Origin of the sequence: Corallococcus sp. AS-1-12 (genome assembly GCF_020036995.1) — a bacterium.
In the GTDB taxonomy this organism is placed as follows: domain Bacteria; phylum Myxococcota; class Myxococcia; order Myxococcales; family Myxococcaceae; genus Corallococcus.
This window is the reverse complement of sequence record NZ_JAIQDD010000007.1, coordinates 170,472-188,091: the sequence shown is the minus strand read 5'-3', so window position 1 is coordinate 188,091 and position 17,620 is coordinate 170,472. Positions and strand designations below refer to the sequence as shown.

At 72.2% G+C, this 17,620-nt stretch carries 12 protein-coding genes; 4 read left to right on the top strand and 8 right to left on the bottom strand.

Translation table 11 applies throughout. The annotated features are described in order from the left end of the window. Positions 1-19: 19 nt before the first annotated feature. A complete protein-coding gene (locus K8556_RS14555; RefSeq protein WP_223740670.1) occupies positions 20-1,789 on the bottom strand; it encodes an ABC transporter transmembrane domain-containing protein in 1,770 nt (589 codons plus the stop codon). A 116-nt stretch (positions 1,790-1,905) separates the two neighbouring features. Between K8556_RS14555 and K8556_RS14550 the strand changes: the two genes are divergently transcribed. Continuing rightward, entirely contained in the window at positions 1,906-2,754 is an 849-nt protein-coding gene (locus K8556_RS14550) for an aldo/keto reductase (RefSeq protein WP_223740669.1), read from the top strand. On the opposite strand, the gene kdsB is transcribed toward K8556_RS14550, so the two are convergent. Further along, a complete protein-coding gene (gene kdsB, locus K8556_RS14545; RefSeq protein ID WP_223740668.1) occupies positions 2,747-3,493 on the bottom strand; it encodes a 3-deoxy-manno-octulosonate cytidylyltransferase in 747 nt (248 codons plus the stop codon). The two genes, K8556_RS14550 and kdsB, sit on opposite strands and share 8 nt — an antisense overlap. Before the next feature lie 105 nt (positions 3,494-3,598). Between kdsB and wecB the strand changes: the two genes are divergently transcribed. Together wecB and K8556_RS14535 are read left to right on the top strand one after the other, a co-directional pair. Further along, a complete protein-coding gene (gene wecB, locus K8556_RS14540; protein ID WP_223740801.1) occupies positions 3,599-4,720 on the top strand; it encodes a non-hydrolyzing UDP-N-acetylglucosamine 2-epimerase in 1,122 nt (373 codons plus the stop codon). Between the two features lie 109 nt (positions 4,721-4,829). Further along, the gene (locus tag K8556_RS14535) at positions 4,830-5,840 is read left to right on the top strand and encodes an RluA family pseudouridine synthase (RefSeq protein WP_223740667.1); all 1,011 of its coding nucleotides are present in this window, start codon (positions 4,830-4,832) and stop codon (positions 5,838-5,840) included. Positions 5,841-5,844: 4 nt separating this feature from the next. Here K8556_RS14535 and K8556_RS14530 read toward each other — a convergent pair whose 3' ends face one another. The 6 genes from K8556_RS14530 to purF all read right to left on the bottom strand — a co-directional run bounded on the left by K8556_RS14530 (position 5,845) and on the right by purF (position 16,095). Further along, positions 5,845-8,979, bottom strand: a complete 3,135-nt coding sequence (locus tag K8556_RS14530) for an efflux RND transporter permease subunit (RefSeq protein WP_223740666.1) — start codon at positions 8,977-8,979, stop codon at positions 5,845-5,847. Positions 8,980-9,007: 28 nt separating this feature from the next. Continuing rightward, on the bottom strand, positions 9,008-10,201 hold the full coding sequence (locus tag K8556_RS14525; protein WP_255651735.1) for an efflux RND transporter periplasmic adaptor subunit: 1,194 nt from the start codon (positions 10,199-10,201) through the stop codon (positions 9,008-9,010). A gap of 28 nt (positions 10,202-10,229) precedes the next feature. Next, positions 10,230-11,555 carry a TolC family protein gene (locus K8556_RS14520; RefSeq protein WP_223740664.1) on the bottom strand — a complete coding sequence of 442 codons (1,326 nt, stop codon included), beginning with the start codon at positions 11,553-11,555 and terminating at the stop codon, positions 10,230-10,232. 157 nt (positions 11,556-11,712) lie between these two features. Beyond that, positions 11,713-13,080, bottom strand: a complete 1,368-nt coding sequence (locus tag K8556_RS14515; RefSeq protein WP_223740663.1) for a sigma-54 dependent transcriptional regulator — start codon at positions 13,078-13,080, stop codon at positions 11,713-11,715. Continuing rightward, positions 13,077-14,735: a sensor histidine kinase gene (locus tag K8556_RS39760; RefSeq protein ID WP_223740662.1), complete on the bottom strand. Its 1,659-nt coding sequence runs from the start codon at positions 14,733-14,735 to the stop codon at positions 13,077-13,079. Before K8556_RS39760 ends, K8556_RS14515 begins: the two co-directional genes overlap by 4 nt. Beyond that, entirely contained in the window at positions 14,713-16,095 is a 1,383-nt protein-coding gene (gene purF / locus K8556_RS14505) for an amidophosphoribosyltransferase (protein WP_223740661.1), read from the bottom strand. The genes K8556_RS39760 and purF overlap by 23 nt, the downstream gene beginning before the upstream one ends. Before the next feature lie 167 nt (positions 16,096-16,262). On the opposite strand from purF, the gene K8556_RS14500 reads away from it, so the two are divergent. Next, on the top strand, positions 16,263-17,579 hold the full coding sequence (locus K8556_RS14500; RefSeq protein WP_223740660.1) for a neutral/alkaline non-lysosomal ceramidase N-terminal domain-containing protein: 1,317 nt from the start codon (positions 16,263-16,265) through the stop codon (positions 17,577-17,579). Positions 17,580-17,620 lie beyond the last annotated feature (41 nt).

Below are 17,620 nucleotides of genomic sequence, written 5' to 3'. Positions count from 1 at the left end.
CCGTCCGGGGAACGAGCGTTCAGGCGGCGACGACCTGGCGCTCCACGAGGCGGCGGTACAGGCCGTCCTGCGTCATGAGGGTGGAGTGGGTGCCGCTCTGCACCACGCGGCCGTGCTCCATCACCAGCACGCGCTGGGCGTTGGCCACGGTGGACAGGCGGTGGGCGATGATGAGCGTGGTGCGGCCCTGCATCAGCCGGTCCAGGGCGTCCTTCACCAGGTGCTCGCTCTCCGAGTCCAGGGCGGAGGTGGCCTCGTCCAGGATGAGGATGCGCGGGTCCTTGAGCACGGCCCGCGCGATGGCCACGCGCTGCTTCTGGCCGCCGGACAACTGCACGCCGCGCTCGCCCACCTCCGTGCGGTAGCCGTCCGGGAAGCGCTGGATGAAGTCGTGCGCGTTGGCGGCGCGGGCGGCGGCCTCCACCTCCGCGTCGGTGGCGTCCGGGCGGCCGTAGCGGATGTTGTCCGCGATGGAGCAGGAGAAGAGCAGGGGCTCCTGGGCGACCATGCCCACGTTGCGCCTGAGCCAACCGGGGTCCAGGGACTTCAGGGGGCGGCCGTCCAGCAGCAACTGGCCCTGGAGCGGATCATAGAAGCGGGACAGGAGGGCGGCGAGCGTGGACTTGCCGGCGCCGGAGGAGCCCACCACGGCGACGACCTCGCCCGCGTTGACGGTGAGGTCGATGCCCTGGAGCACCGGCACGTCCGGGCGCGTGGGGTAGGCGAAGTGCACGCCGCGCAGCTCCACGAGCCCCTCGACGGTGGCGGGGCGCTCGCCCTCGTGGGCGGGGATGGCGGGCTCGCGGTCCATCAATTCGAAGACGCGCTCGGCGGCGCCCGAGGCGCGCATGAAGTCCGCCCAGAGGTCCGCCAGGGAGCCCAGGGAGACGGCCACGAGCATCGTGTAGATGAGGAACGAGGTGAGGGCGCCCACGGAGAGCTCGCCGTCCACCACCAGCCGGCCGCCGTACCAGAACACCACCACCGCGGCGATGTAGCCCGCGCTGGAGGCGCCGCCCATGAAGGCGGCGGACTGGCGCGCGCGGTCGCGGGCGACCTCGTAGGCGTGGCGCACGGTGTTGCCGTAGCGCGCGACCTCGGAGGGCTCCGCCGCGAAGGAGCGCACGGTGCGCATGCCGGACAGGCTCTCCTCGGCGACCTCGCTGGCCTTGGCGAGCGCGTCCTGCACGTTGCGTGACAGCCCGCGCACGCGGCGGCCGTAGACCATGCCGCCCACGGCGACGAGGGGCACGATGGCGAGCATCAGGAACGTGAGCGAGGGCGAGGTGTAGAAGAGCAGCACGATGCCGCCCAGGGCCTGCACGGCGTTGCGCAGCCCCTGGGAGATGTTCACGCTCACCGTGTTCTGGAGCACGGTGGTGTCGGACGCGAGCCGGCTGGTGAGCTCTCCGGTGCGGTGCGTGTCGAAGAAGGCCACCTCCTGGTCCATGAGGCGCCGGAAGAAGTCCTGGCGCAGGCGCATGACGACGCGCTCGCCGGCGGTGGAGAACAGGTAGAAGCGCAGGGCGGTGGCGACGCCCTGGACCAGGAAGACGGCCAGCATGACGAGCGCGGACTTGTCGATGAGGTCGCGGTTCTTGGCGTTGAGGGCCTCGTCGATGAGGACGCGGACGCCCTGGGGGTAGACCAGGCTGGCGCCGCTGCTGATGAGCAGGAAGAGGGTGGCGACCAGCAGCGTGCCCAGTTCAGGACGGGCCAGGGCGAGCAGGCGGCGCACGGTGACCCCGGAGGACTGGCGGGATGTCGGAGCGGAGACGGAGGGAGGCACCGGCGGAGCCTACCGGACTGTCGGGGGACGTGCAGCCCGGACAGCGTCCGCAGGGCCGGGATGCAGGCGGGTGGCCTGGGTGGTATTCCAGGGGCCGTTCCACGCGAGGAGGGGCCATGGAGAAGCGCGTCTTTGGCAACACCGGGGTGGCGGTGCCCGTCATCGGACAGGGCACCTGGCAGATGGAGGGCGACGACGCGGAGGCCGCCGTCCGGGCCCTGCGCGCCGGGCTGGACCTGGGGCTCACGCACCTGGACACCGCGGAGCTCTACGGGCAGGGGCGGGTGGAGGAGGCGCTGGTGGCGAAGGCCATCGAGGGCCGGCGCGAGGAGGTGTACCTCGTCTCCAAGGTGATGCCGTCCAACGCGACGCGCAGGGGCACGGTGGCCGCCTGCGAGCGCAGCCTGAAGCGCCTCGGCACGGACCACCTGGACTGCTACCTCTTGCACTGGCCCGGTTCCCACCCGCTGGAGGGCACGGTGGAGGCCTTCGAGGAGCTGGTGGCGGCCGGGAAGATCCGCGCCTGGGGGGTGAGCAACTTCGGGGTGGAGGACCTGGAGGAGGTGCTGGCCCTGGCGGGCAAGGGGCGCATCGCGTGCAACCAGGTGCTGTACCACCTGGAGGAGCGCGCCATCGAGCACGCGGTCCTCCCGTGGTGCGAGGCGCAGGGCGTGGCGGTGGTGGCCTACAGCCCCTTCGGCAACGGGCGGTTCCCGTCCCCCACCAGCGCGGGCGGCAAGGTGCTGGCGTCCATCGCGAAGGCGCACGGCGTGACGCCCTTCCAGGTGGCGCTCCAGTTCCTGGTGCGCCGGCCGTCGGTGTTCGCCATCCCCAAGGCGAGCAACGCGGCGCACGTGCGCGACAACGCGAGCGCGGCCTCGCTGAAGCTCACGAAGGAGGAGCTCCAGCGCATCGACGCGGCCTTCCCGAAGGGCGACGAGCCGGACGAGCTGCCGGTCATCTGACGCCGGCGCGCTCGCGCAGCACGGCCTCCACGCGGGCCACGTCCTCCGGCACGTCCACCGCCACGGTGCGCCAGGACACGCTGGCGCAGCGGATGCGCAGGCCGTTCTCCAGGGCGCGGAGCTGCTCCAGCTTCTCTGTCTCCTCCAGCGGGGTGGGGCTGAAGGATGCGAGCTGGAGCAGGGTGTCCCGCCGGTAGCCGTAGAGGCCCAGGTGGGCGTGGCGGCGCACGGGGGTGCCGGGCTCGCGGGCGTGGGGCACCGGGGCGCGGCTGAAGTAGAGCGCGTCGCCGTTGAGGGCGAGCACGGCCTTCACCACGTTGGGGTTGTCCACCTCCTCCGGCTCCAGGGGCCGCACCAGGGTGCCCATGTGGACGGACGCGTCCTGGAAGAGGTCCGCGAGCACCTTGAGGGCGCCGGGGTCCACGAGCGGCTCATCCCCCTGCACGTTCACCCACACCTCCACGTCCGGGCGGGCGCGGGCCACCTCCGCGATGCGGTCCGTGCCGGTGGGGCAGGCGGGGCTGGTCATCACCGCCTGGCCGCCGAAGCCCTCCACGACGTCGCGGATCCGCGTGTCGTCCGTGGCCACCCACACCTCGTCGAAGGCGCGGGCCTCCTGGCAGCGGCGCCAGACGTGTTCCACCATCGGACGGCCGGCGATGAGGGCGAGCGGCTTGCCAGGGAAGCGGGTGCTGGCATGGCGGGCGGGGATGACGGCCACGGTGCGGGGGGCGGGCATGGGGCGGCATCTATCAGATTCAGGACGTCTCGCCGCGCCCGGGGAGGGGCTGTCTGGCGCCCACCACTGGCCAGAACTGGCGCCATGCCTAGCTTCCGGGGCGACATGAAGAAGGTCATCCACATCGTTGGCGCGCGTCCGAATTTCATGAAGGTGGCACCCATCCACCGGGCCATCTCCGCGCGTACGTCCCTGCGGCAGCTCGTCATCCACACCGGCCAGCACTACGACGCGAAGATGAGCGACGTCTTCTTCGCGGACCTGGGGCTGCCTCCGCCCGAAATCCACCTGGGCATCGGCTCCGGCAGCCATGCCGAGCAGACGGCGAAGATGATGGTGGAGATGGAGAAGGTGTTCCTCCAGGAGAAGCCGGACCTGGTCTCCGTGGTGGGCGACGTGAACAGCACCATCGCCGCGGCGCTCGTCACGTCCAAGCTGGCGATCCCGCTGTCCCACGTGGAGGCGGGCCTGCGCAGCTTCGAGCGGCACCAGCCGGAGGAGATCAACCGCGTCGTCACCGACCGGCTCTCCGACCTGCTGCTCACGCCGTCGCGCGACGCGGACGCGAACCTCTTGAAGGAGGGCATCGACCCGAAGCACATCCACCTGGTGGGCAACGTGATGATCGACTCGCTCCTGTCGTCCAAGGAGAAGGCCGACCAGCTCCCCACGCTGAAGACCCTGGGGCTGACGCCCAGGGGCTACGTGGTGGCGACGCTGCACCGCCCGTCCAACGTGGACAACCCGAAGCTGCTGTCGGGCCTCCTGGGCGTGCTGATGGACGTGGCGAAGGAGCTGCCCGTCGTGTTCCCGGTGCACCCGCGCACGCGGAAGATGATTTCGGAGCAGGGGCTGGGGTCCAGGCTGGAGCAGACGCCGGGGCTCAAGCTGGTGGACCCCATGGGCTACCTGGAGTTCCTGTCCGTCACGTCGCAGGCGAAGCTGGTGATGACGGACTCGGGCGGCCTGCAGGAGGAGACCACGGCGTTGAACGTGCCGTGCCTCACCATGCGCGAGCAGACCGAGCGCCCCATCACCGTGGAGGTCGGCTCCAACGAGGTGGTGGGCACCGACCCGGCGCGCATCCGCGAGGCCGCGAACCGCGTGCTGGCCGGCGACTTCAAGAAGGGCCGCGTGCCGGAGCTGTGGGACGGCCGCACGGGCGAGCGCATCGCGGACCTGTACGCGCGCTTCCTGGGCGTGGAGACGAAGCGCGCCTTCGGGTGAGCGGACGCGTTTCCGTGAAGCAATCAGGCCGCCGGGTGCTCGCGTCTTCGTCACGCGGGGGCCGGGCGGCCTTCGTGTTCCGAAGCGTGGTAGAGCGTCGGGTCCCGCCATGCGTGAAGACCCCGAGAGCGCTCCGGCCGTGCCCGACGGCTACGTGGACATCCCGTTCGTCGTGGAGCCGAACTACGCGGGGTGGCGGCTGGACCGCTACCTCTGCGAGAAGATCCGCCGCATGGACCTGGAGCGCGTGCGCGGCATCATCCTGCGCGGCGTCCTGTGTGACGAGTACCGGCTCAAGCCCTCCACGCCCGTGTACCCGGGGCTGACCTTCCGCATCCGCCGCCCCGCGAGCCAGGAGCCCGTGACGCCCACGGCGCTGCCCGTCGTCTTCTCCGATGACTGGCTGCTGGTGTTGGACAAGCCGGCGGGGCTGCCCATCCACCCCACCGCGCGCTACCACAAGGGCACGCTGGTGACGCTGTTGCGCGAGCGCTTCGGTGAGCGCTTCGCGGAGCCCGCGCACCGGCTGGACCGCGAGACGAGCGGGCTGGTGGTGTGTGGCCGCACCACCGAGTCCTGCCGCGTGCTGGGCGGGCTGTTCCTGTCGCGCGACGTGCACAAGGAGTACCTGGCGCTGTGCGAGGGCCAGCCCGCCGGGGACACCTTCGCCGTGGACGCGCCCATCGCGGAGGGCACGGACCTGATCCGCATCGCCGTGCGCATCGACCCGGTGGTGGGCAAGCCCAGCCGCACGCGCTTCCAGGTGCTCCAGCGCTTCACGCATGGCGGCGCGCCGTTCGCGCTGCTGCGCTGCTTTCCGGAGACGGGGCGTCAGCACCAGATTCGCGTCCACCTGCGCGAGGCGGGGTTCCCGCTCGTGGGCGACAAGATGTACGGGCCGGATCCGGGTTACTTCGACCGCTTCAGCAAGCACTCGCTGGAGCCGGAGGCGTGGGCCCGGCTGCGGCTGCCCCGGCACGCGCTCCACGCGGAGCGCATCACGTTCCCGCACCCGGGCACCGGGGAGACGGTCACCTTCGCGTCGCCGCTTCCCGATGACCTGAAGGACTTCATCGAAGGGAAGGCCCCGGCGCCCGCGAACGGAGCGCCGGAGCCGTGAGGCCCTAGCCGGCCTTGCGGAGGTTCTTCGCGCCGGGCACCACGCGCAGCAACTGCGCGGGCATCCGGTCCACGACCTGCTCCGTGAAGCGGGCGAAGATGCGGAAGAGCACCGGCAGGAGCACCAGTGTCAGCGCGCACGCGGAGATGGTTCCGGACACGATGACGATGGCCAGGGGCTTCTGCATCTCCGAGCCGATGCCGTTGCTCAAGCAGGCCGGCACCAGGCCCAGCGCCGCCAGCGCGGCGGTCATCAGCACCGGGCGCAGGCGTTCTCGGCTGCCGTGGAGGATGGCGTCGTCCAGTGACTCTCCGGCTTCCCTTCGCTCCGCGATGGCGCTCATCACCAGCACGCCGTTGAGCGCCGCCTGTCCGATGAGCGCGATGAAGCCCACCGCCGCCGCCACGCTCAGCGGCATGCCCGCCCAGTACAGGCCGAACACGCCTCCCATCAGCGCGAAGGGCACGTTGAGCAGCGTCACCACCGCGCGGCCGAAGGAGTTGAACGCCTTGAAGAGCAAGAGCAGCGTGAGCACCAGCGCCACCGGCAGCACGGTGAGGAGCCGGTCCATCGCGCGCTCCTTGCTCTCGAACTCGCCGCCCCATTCGACGCTCGTCCCGGCGGGGGGCGGGGCCTCCTTCTCCACCAGCGCCTGCGCGTCCTTCACGAAGGAGCCCAGGTCCCGGCCCCGCACGTTCATGCGCACGCCGATGTAGCGCCGGCCGTTCTCGCGGTTGATGGAGGCCCGGCCGAAGCCCGTCTTCACCTGGGCCAGCTCGCTGAGCGGCACCAGCACGCCGCCCTCCACGGGCACGCGCAGGCGGGAGATCTTCTCCACGTCGTCCCGGCTGGACATGGGCAGGCGCATCACCACGTCGAAGCGGCGCTCGCCCTCCCAGAACTCGCTGAGCGGCCGGCCGCCCACGGCCGTCTGGAAGACGTGCTGGAAGTCGCCCAGCGACATGCCGTGGCGGGCCAGCGCCACGCGGTCCGGGGTCACCTGGATGCTGGGGACCTCGCCGCTCTTCACGATGCCCAGGTCCGCGACGCCGTCCACCTTGGACAGCGTGCGCTTCACCTTCTGCGAATACTCCTGGAGCACCTGGAGGTCGTCACCGAAGAGCTTCACCGCGAGCTGGCCCTGCTGGCCGCTGATGCTCTCGTTCACGTTGTCCCCGATGGGCTGGCTGAAGCTCACCTCCATGCCCGGGACCTCCGACACGGAGCGCTGGAGGACCTCCAGCACGTCGTCCAGCTTCGGCGTGCTCCTGGGCCACTCGGCGGGTGGCTTGAGCTTCACGAAGAACTCCAGGTTGTTGGTGAGCTTCGCGTCGGTGCCGTCCTCCGGGCGGCCCAGTTGGCTGAGCACCCCGTCCACCTGCGGCGCCTGGCGCAGCAGGCCTTCGATGCGCGGCACCAGCTTGCGGCCCTCCGACAGGGAGATGTTCGAGGGCATGGTGAAGGTCAGGTAGAGGCTGCCTTCGTTGAGCGCCGGGAGGAACTCGCTGCCCATGCGCGGGACGAGCGCTCCCGCGAAGAGCAGGCCCGCCGTGCACACCGCGACCACGGTGCCCGGGTGCTTGAGGCTCCACGTCAGCACGGGGCCGTAGGCCTTGTCCGCGGCGCGCAGCACCGGGGACTCCTTGTGCTTCACCGGCTTGCGGTAGACGAACGACGCCAGCACCGGGATGAGCGTGACGGAGAAGACGAGCGCGCCCAGCAGCGCCGCCACCACCGTGTTCGCCATGGGCGCGAAGATGCGGCCCTCCACCCGCTGCAACATGAAGATGGGCAGGTACGCCGCGATGATGATGAGCAGCGAGAACACCGTGGGGCGCACCACCGCCTTCGTCGCGCGCTGGATGCGCTCGAGCGGGGTCTCTCCCTCGAACTGGTGGCCGGACATGCGCGCCAGGATGCTCTCGATGATGACCACGCCTCCGTCCACGATGACGCCGAAGTCCACCGCGCCCATGGACAGCAGGTTGGCCGACATGCCCCGCATCTTCAGGTAGATGAACGAGGCCAGCAGCGAGAGGGGAATCAGGACGCCCACGACGATGGCGGCCCGCAGGTCCAGGAGGAAGATGAAGAGGACCAGCGTGACGAGCAGCGCGCCCTCCAGCAGGTTGTGGCCCACCGTGCGCAACGTCGTGTTCACCAGGTCCGTGCGGTCGTAGAACGGGTCGATGCGCGCGTCCTCCCCCTGGAGGCGGCCGTTCACCGACTCCACCGCGTCACGCACGCGGGAGAGCACCACGGAGGGGTTCTCTCCGCGGCGCATCAGCACGATGCCCTGCACCACGTCACCGTCGCCGTCGCGGCTGACCACGCCCTGGCGGGGGGACCAGCCCTCGTTCACGTCCGCCACGTCCTTGAGGAACACGGGCGTGCCTTCGTGCGTGGCCACCCGCACGTCGCGGATGTCGTCCAGCGAGCGGAAGAGGCCCTCGCTGCGGATGACGAACTGCTCGGAGCCTCGCTCCAGCACGCCGCCGCTCGCGTTCTCCGAGCCGTCCTTCAGCGCGTCCTCCACGTCGTCCAGCGTGAGGCCGAACGCCGCGAGCCGGGCGGGGTCCGGCTGGATGTGGATCTCCTTGAGGAGGCCTCCGTAGCTGACGACGTCCGCGACGCCGTCCACGCGCAGCAGGCCCGGCCGCACCACCCAGTCCTGGAGGGTGCGCAGCTTCATGGGGTCGCCCTTCGCGCCCTTCAGCGTGTAGCGGTAGATCTCCCCGATGGGCGTGGCCAGCGGGCCCAGGGAGGGCGTGAGGCCGTCGGGCAGCTCCGCGTCGCGCAGGCGCTCCAGCACCTGGGCCCGGGCGAAGAGCACGTCGGTGTTGTCGTTGAAGCTCAGCGTCACGAAGGACAGGCCGAACATGGAGAGGTTGCGCAGGCGCGTCAGGCCCGGGATGCCGTTGAGGGCGCGCTCCAGCGGGAGGCCAATCTGGCGCTCCACCTCTTCGGACGGCTGGCCCGGGTAGAGGGTGATGACGTTGACCTGCGTGTCGGTGGGGTCCGGGAAGGCCTCCACGGTGAGGTCGCGGAAGCAGAACCAGCCCCAGATGGCGGTCAGCAGCGTGAGGAACACCACCGCCGCGCGGTTCTTCAGACTGAAGTCGACGAGCTTTTCGAACATGGGCGTCTTTCGATCCGGCGTGGGGGCTTCAGTCCGCCAGTTCGATCTGGTTCTCCAGGAGCAGCGCGCCCCGGGCGACGAACCGGTCTCCGGAGGCGAGGCCTGCGCGCAGCTCCACCTCGCCGTCGCGGCGGCGGCCCGGCGTCACGGCGACGCGCTCCAGGCGGTTCGCGTCACGGGCGACGAAGACCACGGAGCGCGCTCCGTCCGTCACCACCGCGCTGTCGGGGACGCGCACGCGCTTGACGCCCTCCGGCGCCGTGGGCGTCACCTCCACGAAGGCGTTGGGGCGGAAGCGGCGGTCCTGGTTGGGGACGCGCACGCGCACCTCCACGGTGCGGCGCAGCGGATCCACCACCTCGGAGACGCGGTCTACCTTGCCGGCGCGGACGATGCCGTCCCGCGTGGTGACCGTGACGTCCTGGCCGGGGGACATGTCCAGCGCGTCCGCCTCCTGGAGGTCCGCGACGACCATGACCTGATCCAGGTCGGAGAGGCGCACCAGCGGCCTGTCCCGGTCCGGCGTCACCTCCTGGCTGGCCACCACGTCCAGGTCCACCACCGTGCCGGAGCGCGGCGCGGTCACCCAGAAGAGGTTCTCGCCCCGGGAGGACACGCGGAGGCTGCCCTGCTTCGCCCTGGCGGCCTCCAGGGAGAGCTCCGCCTGGCGCAGCTCCGTCCGCGCGGCGAGCAGCTCCTTCTCCGGCGCGGCTTGCAGGGCCACCAGCGCCTGGAGGCGGTCCGCGTTGCGGCGCTTCTCCGCGAGCTCGGCCTCCGCGCCGCGCTGTTCGCGCACGAGCTCCGCGAACGCACCGGAGCGCACGCTGAAGAGGTCGTCCCCCTGCTTCACGCGGTCGCCGGGGCGCACGCGGACCTCCTCCACCCGGCCCGCGAGCGGGGCGCCCACGGACGCGGTGCGCGCCTCGTCGAACTGCACGCGCGCGGGGGAGGGGAGCGGGGTGAGGGCGTTGCCCTCGGTGGCCACGGCGAGCTGCACGTAGTGCCACTGGGGGGCTTCGTCCGGCAGGTGCACCGTCTCGCCCTTCACGGTGGGGCCCTGGATGGCGCTCTCGCTCTCCGCGATGGAGTCGGTGGGGGCCAGCACGTAGAGCAGCGCGCCGGTGCCCAGCAGGCCCGCTCCCGCGAAGGCCATCCAGACCGGGGCGCGGCGCGAGGAGGTGTTGGTGGAGGTGGGGGCGGCGGAGGTGTCAGGGGTGTTCATGGGAGGGCTTCCAGGGGAGGGAGGAGGTTCAGGAGCGGGGGTTGAGCAGCGTGTCCGGCGCGCGCGGTCCGGCGGCGCTGGCGCGGGCGATGGCGAGGGTGAGGCGGTAGGCGGTCTGGTCCAGGTCGGCCGCGTGCAGCACCAGCTCTCCGTAGGTCCGGCGCGCGAGGAGCAGGTCCTGCAGCGCCGCGCCTCCGGCCTTCACCGCCGCGTCCAGGCGCTTCACCACGCCCTCGGCCAGCGGCAGCGTCTGGGTGTGGAGCTTCTGGCGGCGCTCCTGCACCGCGCGCAGTTGCTGGTTCAGCGTGTCCGTCTCTCGCGAGGCCTGGGCCGTGAGCAGCTCCCGGGCGGTCCTCGCGGAGTGGGCGCTCGCGCTGGCGGCGTGCGCGTCCGCCTGGCCGTGGTCGAAGAGGGGGAGCGGAATCGACAGGCCCACGAAGAGGGAGTTCTGCTGGTTGCCGGAGATCATGAACTGGTCTCGCGTGTAGCCGGCGCGCACCGTCGGATCCGGGATCCAGCGGCGCCGCGCCAGCGTCAGCGAGGACCGCGCGGAGTCCTCCTGCGCGCTCAGGGCCCGCAGGTCCGGCCGCGACTCGATGGCGGCGGGCGCGGGCGCCTTGTCGAGCCGCGCGTGGAGGAAGGCCATGGCCCGCTCGTGGCTCCCGAAGGGCTCACACGGGATGCCCGCGAGCCGCGCGCAGGCGAGCAGCGCGTCCGTGAGCTTCACGCGCTCCTCTCCCAGCGACGCCTCCAGCGACTGCGCCTCCAGCGTGGAGCGGTCCACGTCCAGCCCCGCGGCGTCGCCGTGCTGCTGCCGGGCGCGTTGCAGGTCGGTGAGCTTCAGCGCGTCGTCGGTGAGCTTCGTCAGCTCCGCGACGCGCACCTCCGTGGCGGCCACCTCCGCCGCCTGCTCCAGCACGTCGTACGTGCGGGCCCTCAGCGCGGCGTGCACGTCCAGCGTGGTGGCGGACAGCGCCGCCTTCGCCGCGTCCTGACGCGGGCCCCGCTTGCCCAGCTCCACCAGCTCCGACACGCCCACGACGTAGTTGGGCACGTCGTCCAGGCGGCGCAGGCCCGGAGGGTTGGTGGCGCCAATGGGGATGGTGTTCATCGACACGTCCAGCTCCGGGTTCGGCAGCAGGTGCGTGCGCTGGTGGTCCGCTCGCGACGCCGCGAGGCGGGCGCGGTCGTCCGCGAAGTCCGCGGAGCTCTCCCAGAGGAGCTCCGCCAGACCGTCGTCGTCCGGCAGGGTGGAGAGCAGCAGCGTGGCGGAGGACGTGGGGTGCTGCTCGGCACCGGCGGTGAGGCCGAGCAGGGTGCCCAGGGCGAGGAGTGCGGGGAGGGAACGGCGCAAGCGGCAGGCTCCGGTGAGAATCCGGAAGGCCCCCATCGCAAGCCGTGTGCCCGGCCCGACCCCAGCAAATCCGCGCGGATGCGCCGCCGCGCGACTTCAAAATCCTTTCAGTGCCCGCGACTTCAAAATCCTTTCATCGCGGGCGCTGCAAATCCCTTCACTCGTCGCCCAGGCGCTTGAGGAAGGTCGGGTAGGACAGCCCGAGCGCCTTCGCCGCCTCCATGCGCCGGCCGCCCAGCCGCTCCAGGGCCCAGCGCACGTACGCGCGCTCCAGGTCCTCCATGGGGACGGGCTCCGTGACGCTGAAGGCCCCCGGCGCCACCGCGGCCGGCGGCTCCCCCTTCACCGCGCCGCTCACGGAGGGCGTGCCGCCCAGCACCTCCAGCTCCAGCTCCGGTCCGGGCTCCAGCACCAGCGCCCGCTCCAGGATGTTGCGCAGCTCTCGCACGTTGCCCGGGAACGCATAGGCCCCGAGCCTCGCGCGGGCCTTCGCTCCCAGGGTGACGTCGCGCCGGCCCAGCTCGCGGCCCAGGTCCGCGAGCATCCCTTCCGCCAGCGGGAGGATGTCCTCGCGCCGCTTGCGCAGCGGGGGGATGTCGATGCGGAACACGCCCAGGCGGAACCAGAGGTCCTCGCGGAAGTTGCCGCCCGACATCTGCTTGGGCAGGTCCCGGTTGGTGGCGGCCACGATGCGCGCGGTGCTCGTCTGCTCCGTGGTGCCGCCCAGCCGGCGGAACCGCCCCGAGTCCAGGAACGTCAGCAGCTTCGCCTGGAGCGGCAGCGGCAGCTCGCCCACCTCGTCCAGGAAGAGCACGCCGCCGTGGGCCACCTCCACCAGCCCGCGCCGCGCGGCGCGCGCGTCCGTGAAGGCGCCCTTCTCGTGGCCGAACAGCTCGCTCTCCACGGTCTGCTCGGGCAGGGCCGCGCAGTTGATGTGCACGAAGGGCGCGCCCCCGTCCTTCGACGCGAGCGCGTGCAGGTGCCGCGCGAGCTGCTCCTTGCCCACGCCCGTCTCGCCCAGCAGCAGCACGGGGCTTCGCGGCGACGCGGCGATGCGCTCCAGCATCGCGAACACCCGCTGCATGGCGGCGGACGTGGGGGGCACCAGCCGGCGGCGGCCGGACAGCTCCGCCTCCGCCGTCTCCAGGCGGTCCCTCAGGCGGCTCGCGTCCACGGCCCGGCGCGCGCGCAGCACCAGGTCCGCCAGCTCCACGGGCTTGGCCAGGTAGTCCGCCGCGCCCGCCCGCACCGCGTCCACCGCGCTGGCGATGTCCCCGTGCGCCGTCACCATCACCACCGCCACGCCGGGCGCGTGCGTCCTCAGCTCCGGCAGGAACGCGAGCCCGTCTCCGTCCGGCAGGCGGCGGTCCAGCACCACCAGCGCGGGCGTGGCCTTGGCCAGCGACGCGCGGGCCTCGTGCAGCGAGTGCGCCACCGTGAGGCTGAAGCCCTCGCGTTGCAGCGCCACCGCCGCGATGGAGGAGAAGGCGCGGTCGTCATCCACCAGGAGGACGGGGAGGCTCATGGCCGGGGGGCTCGGGGAAGGTGGAGGAGGAAGAGGCAGCCGTCGGGGAGGCGCTCGAAGGTGAGCTGTCCGCCCTGATGCTCCAGCGCCTGGCGCGTCATGGCCAGCCCCAGGCCGATGCCCTTGGGCTTGGAGGTGCGGAAGGGCTCGAAGAGGTGGCCTTCCACCTCCGGCGGAGGCCCGCCCCCGTTGTCCTCCACCGTCACCACCGCGGCGTCCGCGTCCAGGCGGGCGCGCACGCGCACCCGGGGCTCCGCCACCCTGCCCAGGTCCTTGGCCGCCACGGTGGCCTCCATCGCGTTGCGCACCAGGTTGTCCAGCGCGGTGGTGAGCAGCAGCGGGTCGCACGACAGGGGCGCGACATCCGGGGGGACGTCCACGTCCACGCGCACCTCCGCCGCCTCCGGCAGCGAGCGCAGGCCCTCCACCACGTCACGCACCAGTTGCGACAGGTCCACGTCCACGCGGCGCACCACGGGCGGCTTGCCGAAGTGGAGCAGCGACGTGGCCAGGTGCGCCAGCCGGTCGATTTGCCCGTGCAGCGTGCGCACCACGAGCCCGCCCTCGCCCTCCGGGGAGACGAGGCCGGTGGCGGCCTTGAGGCCGTTGAGGGAGTTCTTCACCTCGTGCGCGATGAGGCTGGCGGCGCTGCCCAGCGCGGCCATCTTCTCCTGCCGGGCGGAGCGCGATTCGACCTCGCGGAACAGGCCGTAGACGCGGCGCCAGTGGATGGTGAAGAGCACCAGCGTGCCCACCTGGAGCAGCGCCAGCACCAGGAGCTGCACGAGGAAGCGGTCGCGCAGCCCGGACAGCAGCGCGGTCTCGTCCGCGGCGAGCACCAGGTGCAGCCCCGTGCCGGGCACGGGCGTGGCGGTGAGGAAGGTCTCCCGCGCCGCGTCCAGGGATGGCGGGCGGACGCCCTCGCGGATGAAGTCGCGCAGCTCCCCGGACGCGCGCGACACGTTGGCCCAGGAGGGCGGCGCGCTCGGCAGGAAGAGGTCTCCGGAGGCGTTGAGGACGAGCAGCTCCAAATCGTCGCTCAGGGGCCGGCCGCCCGGCAGCGCCGTCCCCGTGTCCAGCAGGCCCGCGAGCACCGCGGTCGTCTGGCCCGCGCGCACCACCGGCACCGCGACGACGAAGAGGGACGCGCCCGGCGCGATGGCGTCCACCACGGACGTCTGGCGCGCGAGCACCTGCTGGAACCAGGGGCGCGTGGCGAAGCCGCCCCGGGCCTGCGCCTCGTCGAGCGGCGGGTCGCTCCAGCGCAGCTTGCCCTGCGCGTCCAGCACCATCACGCCCGCGTGGAAGAGGCCGGCGCGGGGCGTGGTGAGGTCCTGGAGGTCCTCGGTGGGCAGCTCGCGCTTCACGTCCGGGCCCACGCCCTCCGACACGCGCAGCAGCTCCGTCTGGAGCAGCTTCAGGTGCAGGCCCAGCGCCTCCGCGTAGACGCGGGCCTCGCGCGTCATGCGGGACTGGAACTCCGCGCGGGCCACGGCCACGTCGCCGCGGTAGGAGAGCAGCGGCCCCGCGACGGCGACCGCGCCCAACAACACCAGGCCCGCGACGACGGAGCGGACGAACTGCCGCTCCGCCTGGGCGAGCCCGGGCCGGCCCGAAGGCGCGGCTGGCGTCTCAGGCGCTGAGCTTGGTGGCACCCGCGCTCTGGGACAGCTTGTCGGTGAGGTACTGCCCGGAGAAGCACGCGGTGCAGTAGGTGCTCCGCTTCGGGTCGTCCACCGCGGTGCCCAGGCCCTCCAGCGACAGGTAGCCCAGGGAGTCCGCCGTCACGTACTTCGCGATCTCCTCCGTGGTGTGGCTGGCCGCGATGAGCTCCGTGCGGCTGGGCGTGTCGATGCCGTAGTAGCAGGGCCACTGCGTGGGCGGCGACGAGATGCGCAGGTGCACCTCCACGGCGCCCGCGGCCTTGAGCATCTTCACGATCTTGCGGCTGGTGGTGCCGCGCACGATGGAGTCGTCCACCACCACCACGCGCTTGCCCTTGAGCACCTGGCGCACGGCGGACAGCTTCAGCTTCACGCCGAAGTGGCGGATGGACTGCTGCGGTTCGATGAAGGTGCGGCCCACGTAGTGGCTGCGGATGAGGCCCACGTCGTAGGGGATGCCGCTCACCTGCGAGAAGCCGATGGCCGCGGGCACGCCGGAGTCCGGCACCGCGATGACCAGGTCCGCCTCCGCGGGCTGCTCGCGCGCGAGCTGCATGCCCAGGCGCTTGCGCACTTCATAGACGCTGCTGCCGAAGAGGACGGAGTCCGGCTTGGCGAAGTAGACGTGCTCGAAGATGCAGCGGCCCAGCCGGGGCGCGGGCTTGAAGGGCATGCTGGAGCGCAGCACGCCGTTCTCGATGACGACCAGCTCCCCGGGCTCCAGCTCGCGCACCAGCTCCGCCTCGATGAGGTCCAGCGCCGTCGTCTCGCTGGCGAGCACGTACGCGCCTTCCTTCATCTTGCCCAGCACCAGCGGCCGGAAGCCGTTGGGGTCGCGCACCGCGATGAGCTTGTCCTCGGTGAGCAGCAGGATGCTGTACGCGCCCTCCACGCGGCGCAGCGCCTCCACGAGGCGCGCCTCGAAGCCAGGCTGCTTGGAGCGGGCGAGCAGGTGCATCACCACCTCCGTGTCCGCGTCCGACTGGAACAGCGCGCCCTCCGCCTCCAGCTCCGCCTTGAGCTCCGTCGCGTTCACCAGGTTGCCGTTGTGCGCGATGGAGAACTGGCCGCCCGCGTAGTTCACGAACAGCGGCTGGGCGTTCTTGATGCCACTGCCGCCCGCCGTGCTGTAGCGCACGTGGCCGATGGCCGCCTTGCCGGGGAGTCCTTCAATCACCGGCACGGTGAAGATGTCGGCGACCAGGCCCATCTGCCGGTGCGCGCGCAGGGTGTGCCCGTCGGACGCGACGATGCCGGCGGACTCCTGTCCGCGGTGCTGCAGGGCGTGCAACCCCAGGTACGTCAGGTTGGACGCCTCTCCGTGACCCACGATTCCGAAGATGCCGCACATGGCGCGCTGCCTTACCCCTTTCGACCGCGAAGCGGAACAGGAACGCACGCCTTGAAGGTGGGTATTCCACCATCAGCCGACGTCGGCCCTTGTAGGCCAGGCAAGGTGCCGTCGCCCGAAAGGTGGGAGCCGCCTGGAAGCGCCGAGGGGTTACGCTGCCCTCCGGCATGTCCTCCTCCTGGCGCTCCCTCCTCCGTCCCTTGCTGCCCTTCGCCTTGCTAACGGCCGGGGCCGCCTACGCGCTCGCCTCCTGGAACTGGTGCGGGACGTGGGAGGAACGCACGCCCGAGGTGCTGTCACAGGTGCGTGGCGAAGGCCCCCTCAAGGCGGGCGCGGCGAAGGTGGCCCTCTCCCCCCCGTTCCCGGTGGTGGTGGCGGGCTACGTCCCCCCCCGGCCCGAGGCGAGCCAGGCCGAGCTCCCCCTCCAGGCGAGGGCCCTGGTGCTGGAGGCTGGCGGCGCGCGCGTGGGCGTGGTGTCGCTGGAGCTGCTCCTGGTGACCCCGGAAATCACGGCGCGGGTGCGCGAGCGGGCCGCGAAGGCCGGGGTGGGGGAGGTGCTGGTGGTGGCCACGCACACGCACTCCTCGTTTGGAGGCTACGACGCGCGGTGGGCGGCCCAGCTCTCCGGCACGGGGCGCTACCGGGAGGCGTCCGTGAGCGCGGCGGTGCAGGGCGCGAGCGAGGCGCTGGAGAAGGCCGCCGCCTCCCTGAAGGACGTGACGCTGGAGGTGGGCGGCGCGGCGGAGGCGGGGCTCGTCCATTCCCGCTCCGGTGGGGACGCCCCGGACGGCCAGCTCACGCGGGCAGTGCTGCGCGGGGCGGAGGGGCCGGTGGCGGAGGTGCTGGTGTTCGCCGGGCACGCCACGCTCATCCCCCGGCAGCGGGCGCTGTTGGATCCGGACTTCCCGGGCCGGCTGAGCGCGCTGCGCGAGGAGGCGGGGAGCGGCGTCACGCTGTTCGTGCAGGGCAGCGAGGGCAACGCGTCCGTGTCCTTCAACGAAGGGCAGGGCCCCGAGCGCGCCCTGGGCTTCGCGCGCAAGCTGGCGGCGCTGGCGGACGGGGCGGCCCCGGCGTCCGTGGAGGCGCCGGTGCGGCTGGCGTTCGCGCGCGTCCAGACGGCGCTGCCCCGGCCGGACGCGTCGCGGCTGGTGCCCGCCTTCACCCGCGCGGCGGGGGACAACTTCCTGTGCGGTTCGTCCCCGCGCGACGCGGAGGTGGACGCGCTGGCGCTGGGGCCCCTGGAGCTGCTGTCCATCCCGGGAGAGCCCACCGTGGGCGCGGGGAGGGCGCTGGCGGACCTCACCGGGGCCACGCACGTGCTGGGGCTCGCCAACGGCTACGTGGGCTACCTGGACACGCCGGAGCAGGTGCGCGCGGGGCAGGGGGAGTCCCGGCGCCAGTACTTCGGTCCCGCACTGTTGGAGCGCCTGGGCGCCGCCGCGCGGGTGGCCTCCGGCGCGGTGGGCTTCTCTCCCGCCAGGTAGGCGCGGCGAAGGCCCGGCCGCCCGCCTGCCTTGCGGACCTC

Bases quoted from the DNA above. Each gene is read 5' to 3' on its own strand.
- K8556_RS14535 (WP_223740667.1), top strand. From the start codon at position 4,830: ATGCGTGAAGACCCCGAGAGCGCTCCGGCCGTGCCCGACGGCTACGTG.
- wecB (WP_223740801.1), top strand. From the start codon at position 3,599: ATGAAGAAGGTCATCCACATCGTTGGCGCGCGTCCGAATTTCATGAAG.
- K8556_RS14500 (WP_223740660.1), top strand. From the start codon at position 16,263: ATGTCCTCCTCCTGGCGCTCCCTCCTCCGTCCCTTGCTGCCCTTCGCC.
- K8556_RS14525 (WP_255651735.1), bottom strand. From the start codon at position 10,201: ATGAACACCCCTGACACCTCCGCCGCCCCCACCTCCACCAACACCTCC.
- K8556_RS14530 (WP_223740666.1), bottom strand. From the start codon at position 8,979: ATGTTCGAAAAGCTCGTCGACTTCAGTCTGAAGAACCGCGCGGCGGTG.
- purF (WP_223740661.1), bottom strand. From the start codon at position 16,095: ATGTGCGGCATCTTCGGAATCGTGGGTCACGGAGAGGCGTCCAACCTG.
- K8556_RS14550 (WP_223740669.1), top strand. From the start codon at position 1,906: ATGGAGAAGCGCGTCTTTGGCAACACCGGGGTGGCGGTGCCCGTCATC.
- K8556_RS14515 (WP_223740663.1), bottom strand. From the start codon at position 13,080: ATGAGCCTCCCCGTCCTCCTGGTGGATGACGACCGCGCCTTCTCCTCC.
- kdsB (WP_223740668.1), bottom strand. From the start codon at position 3,493: ATGCCCGCCCCCCGCACCGTGGCCGTCATCCCCGCCCGCCATGCCAGC.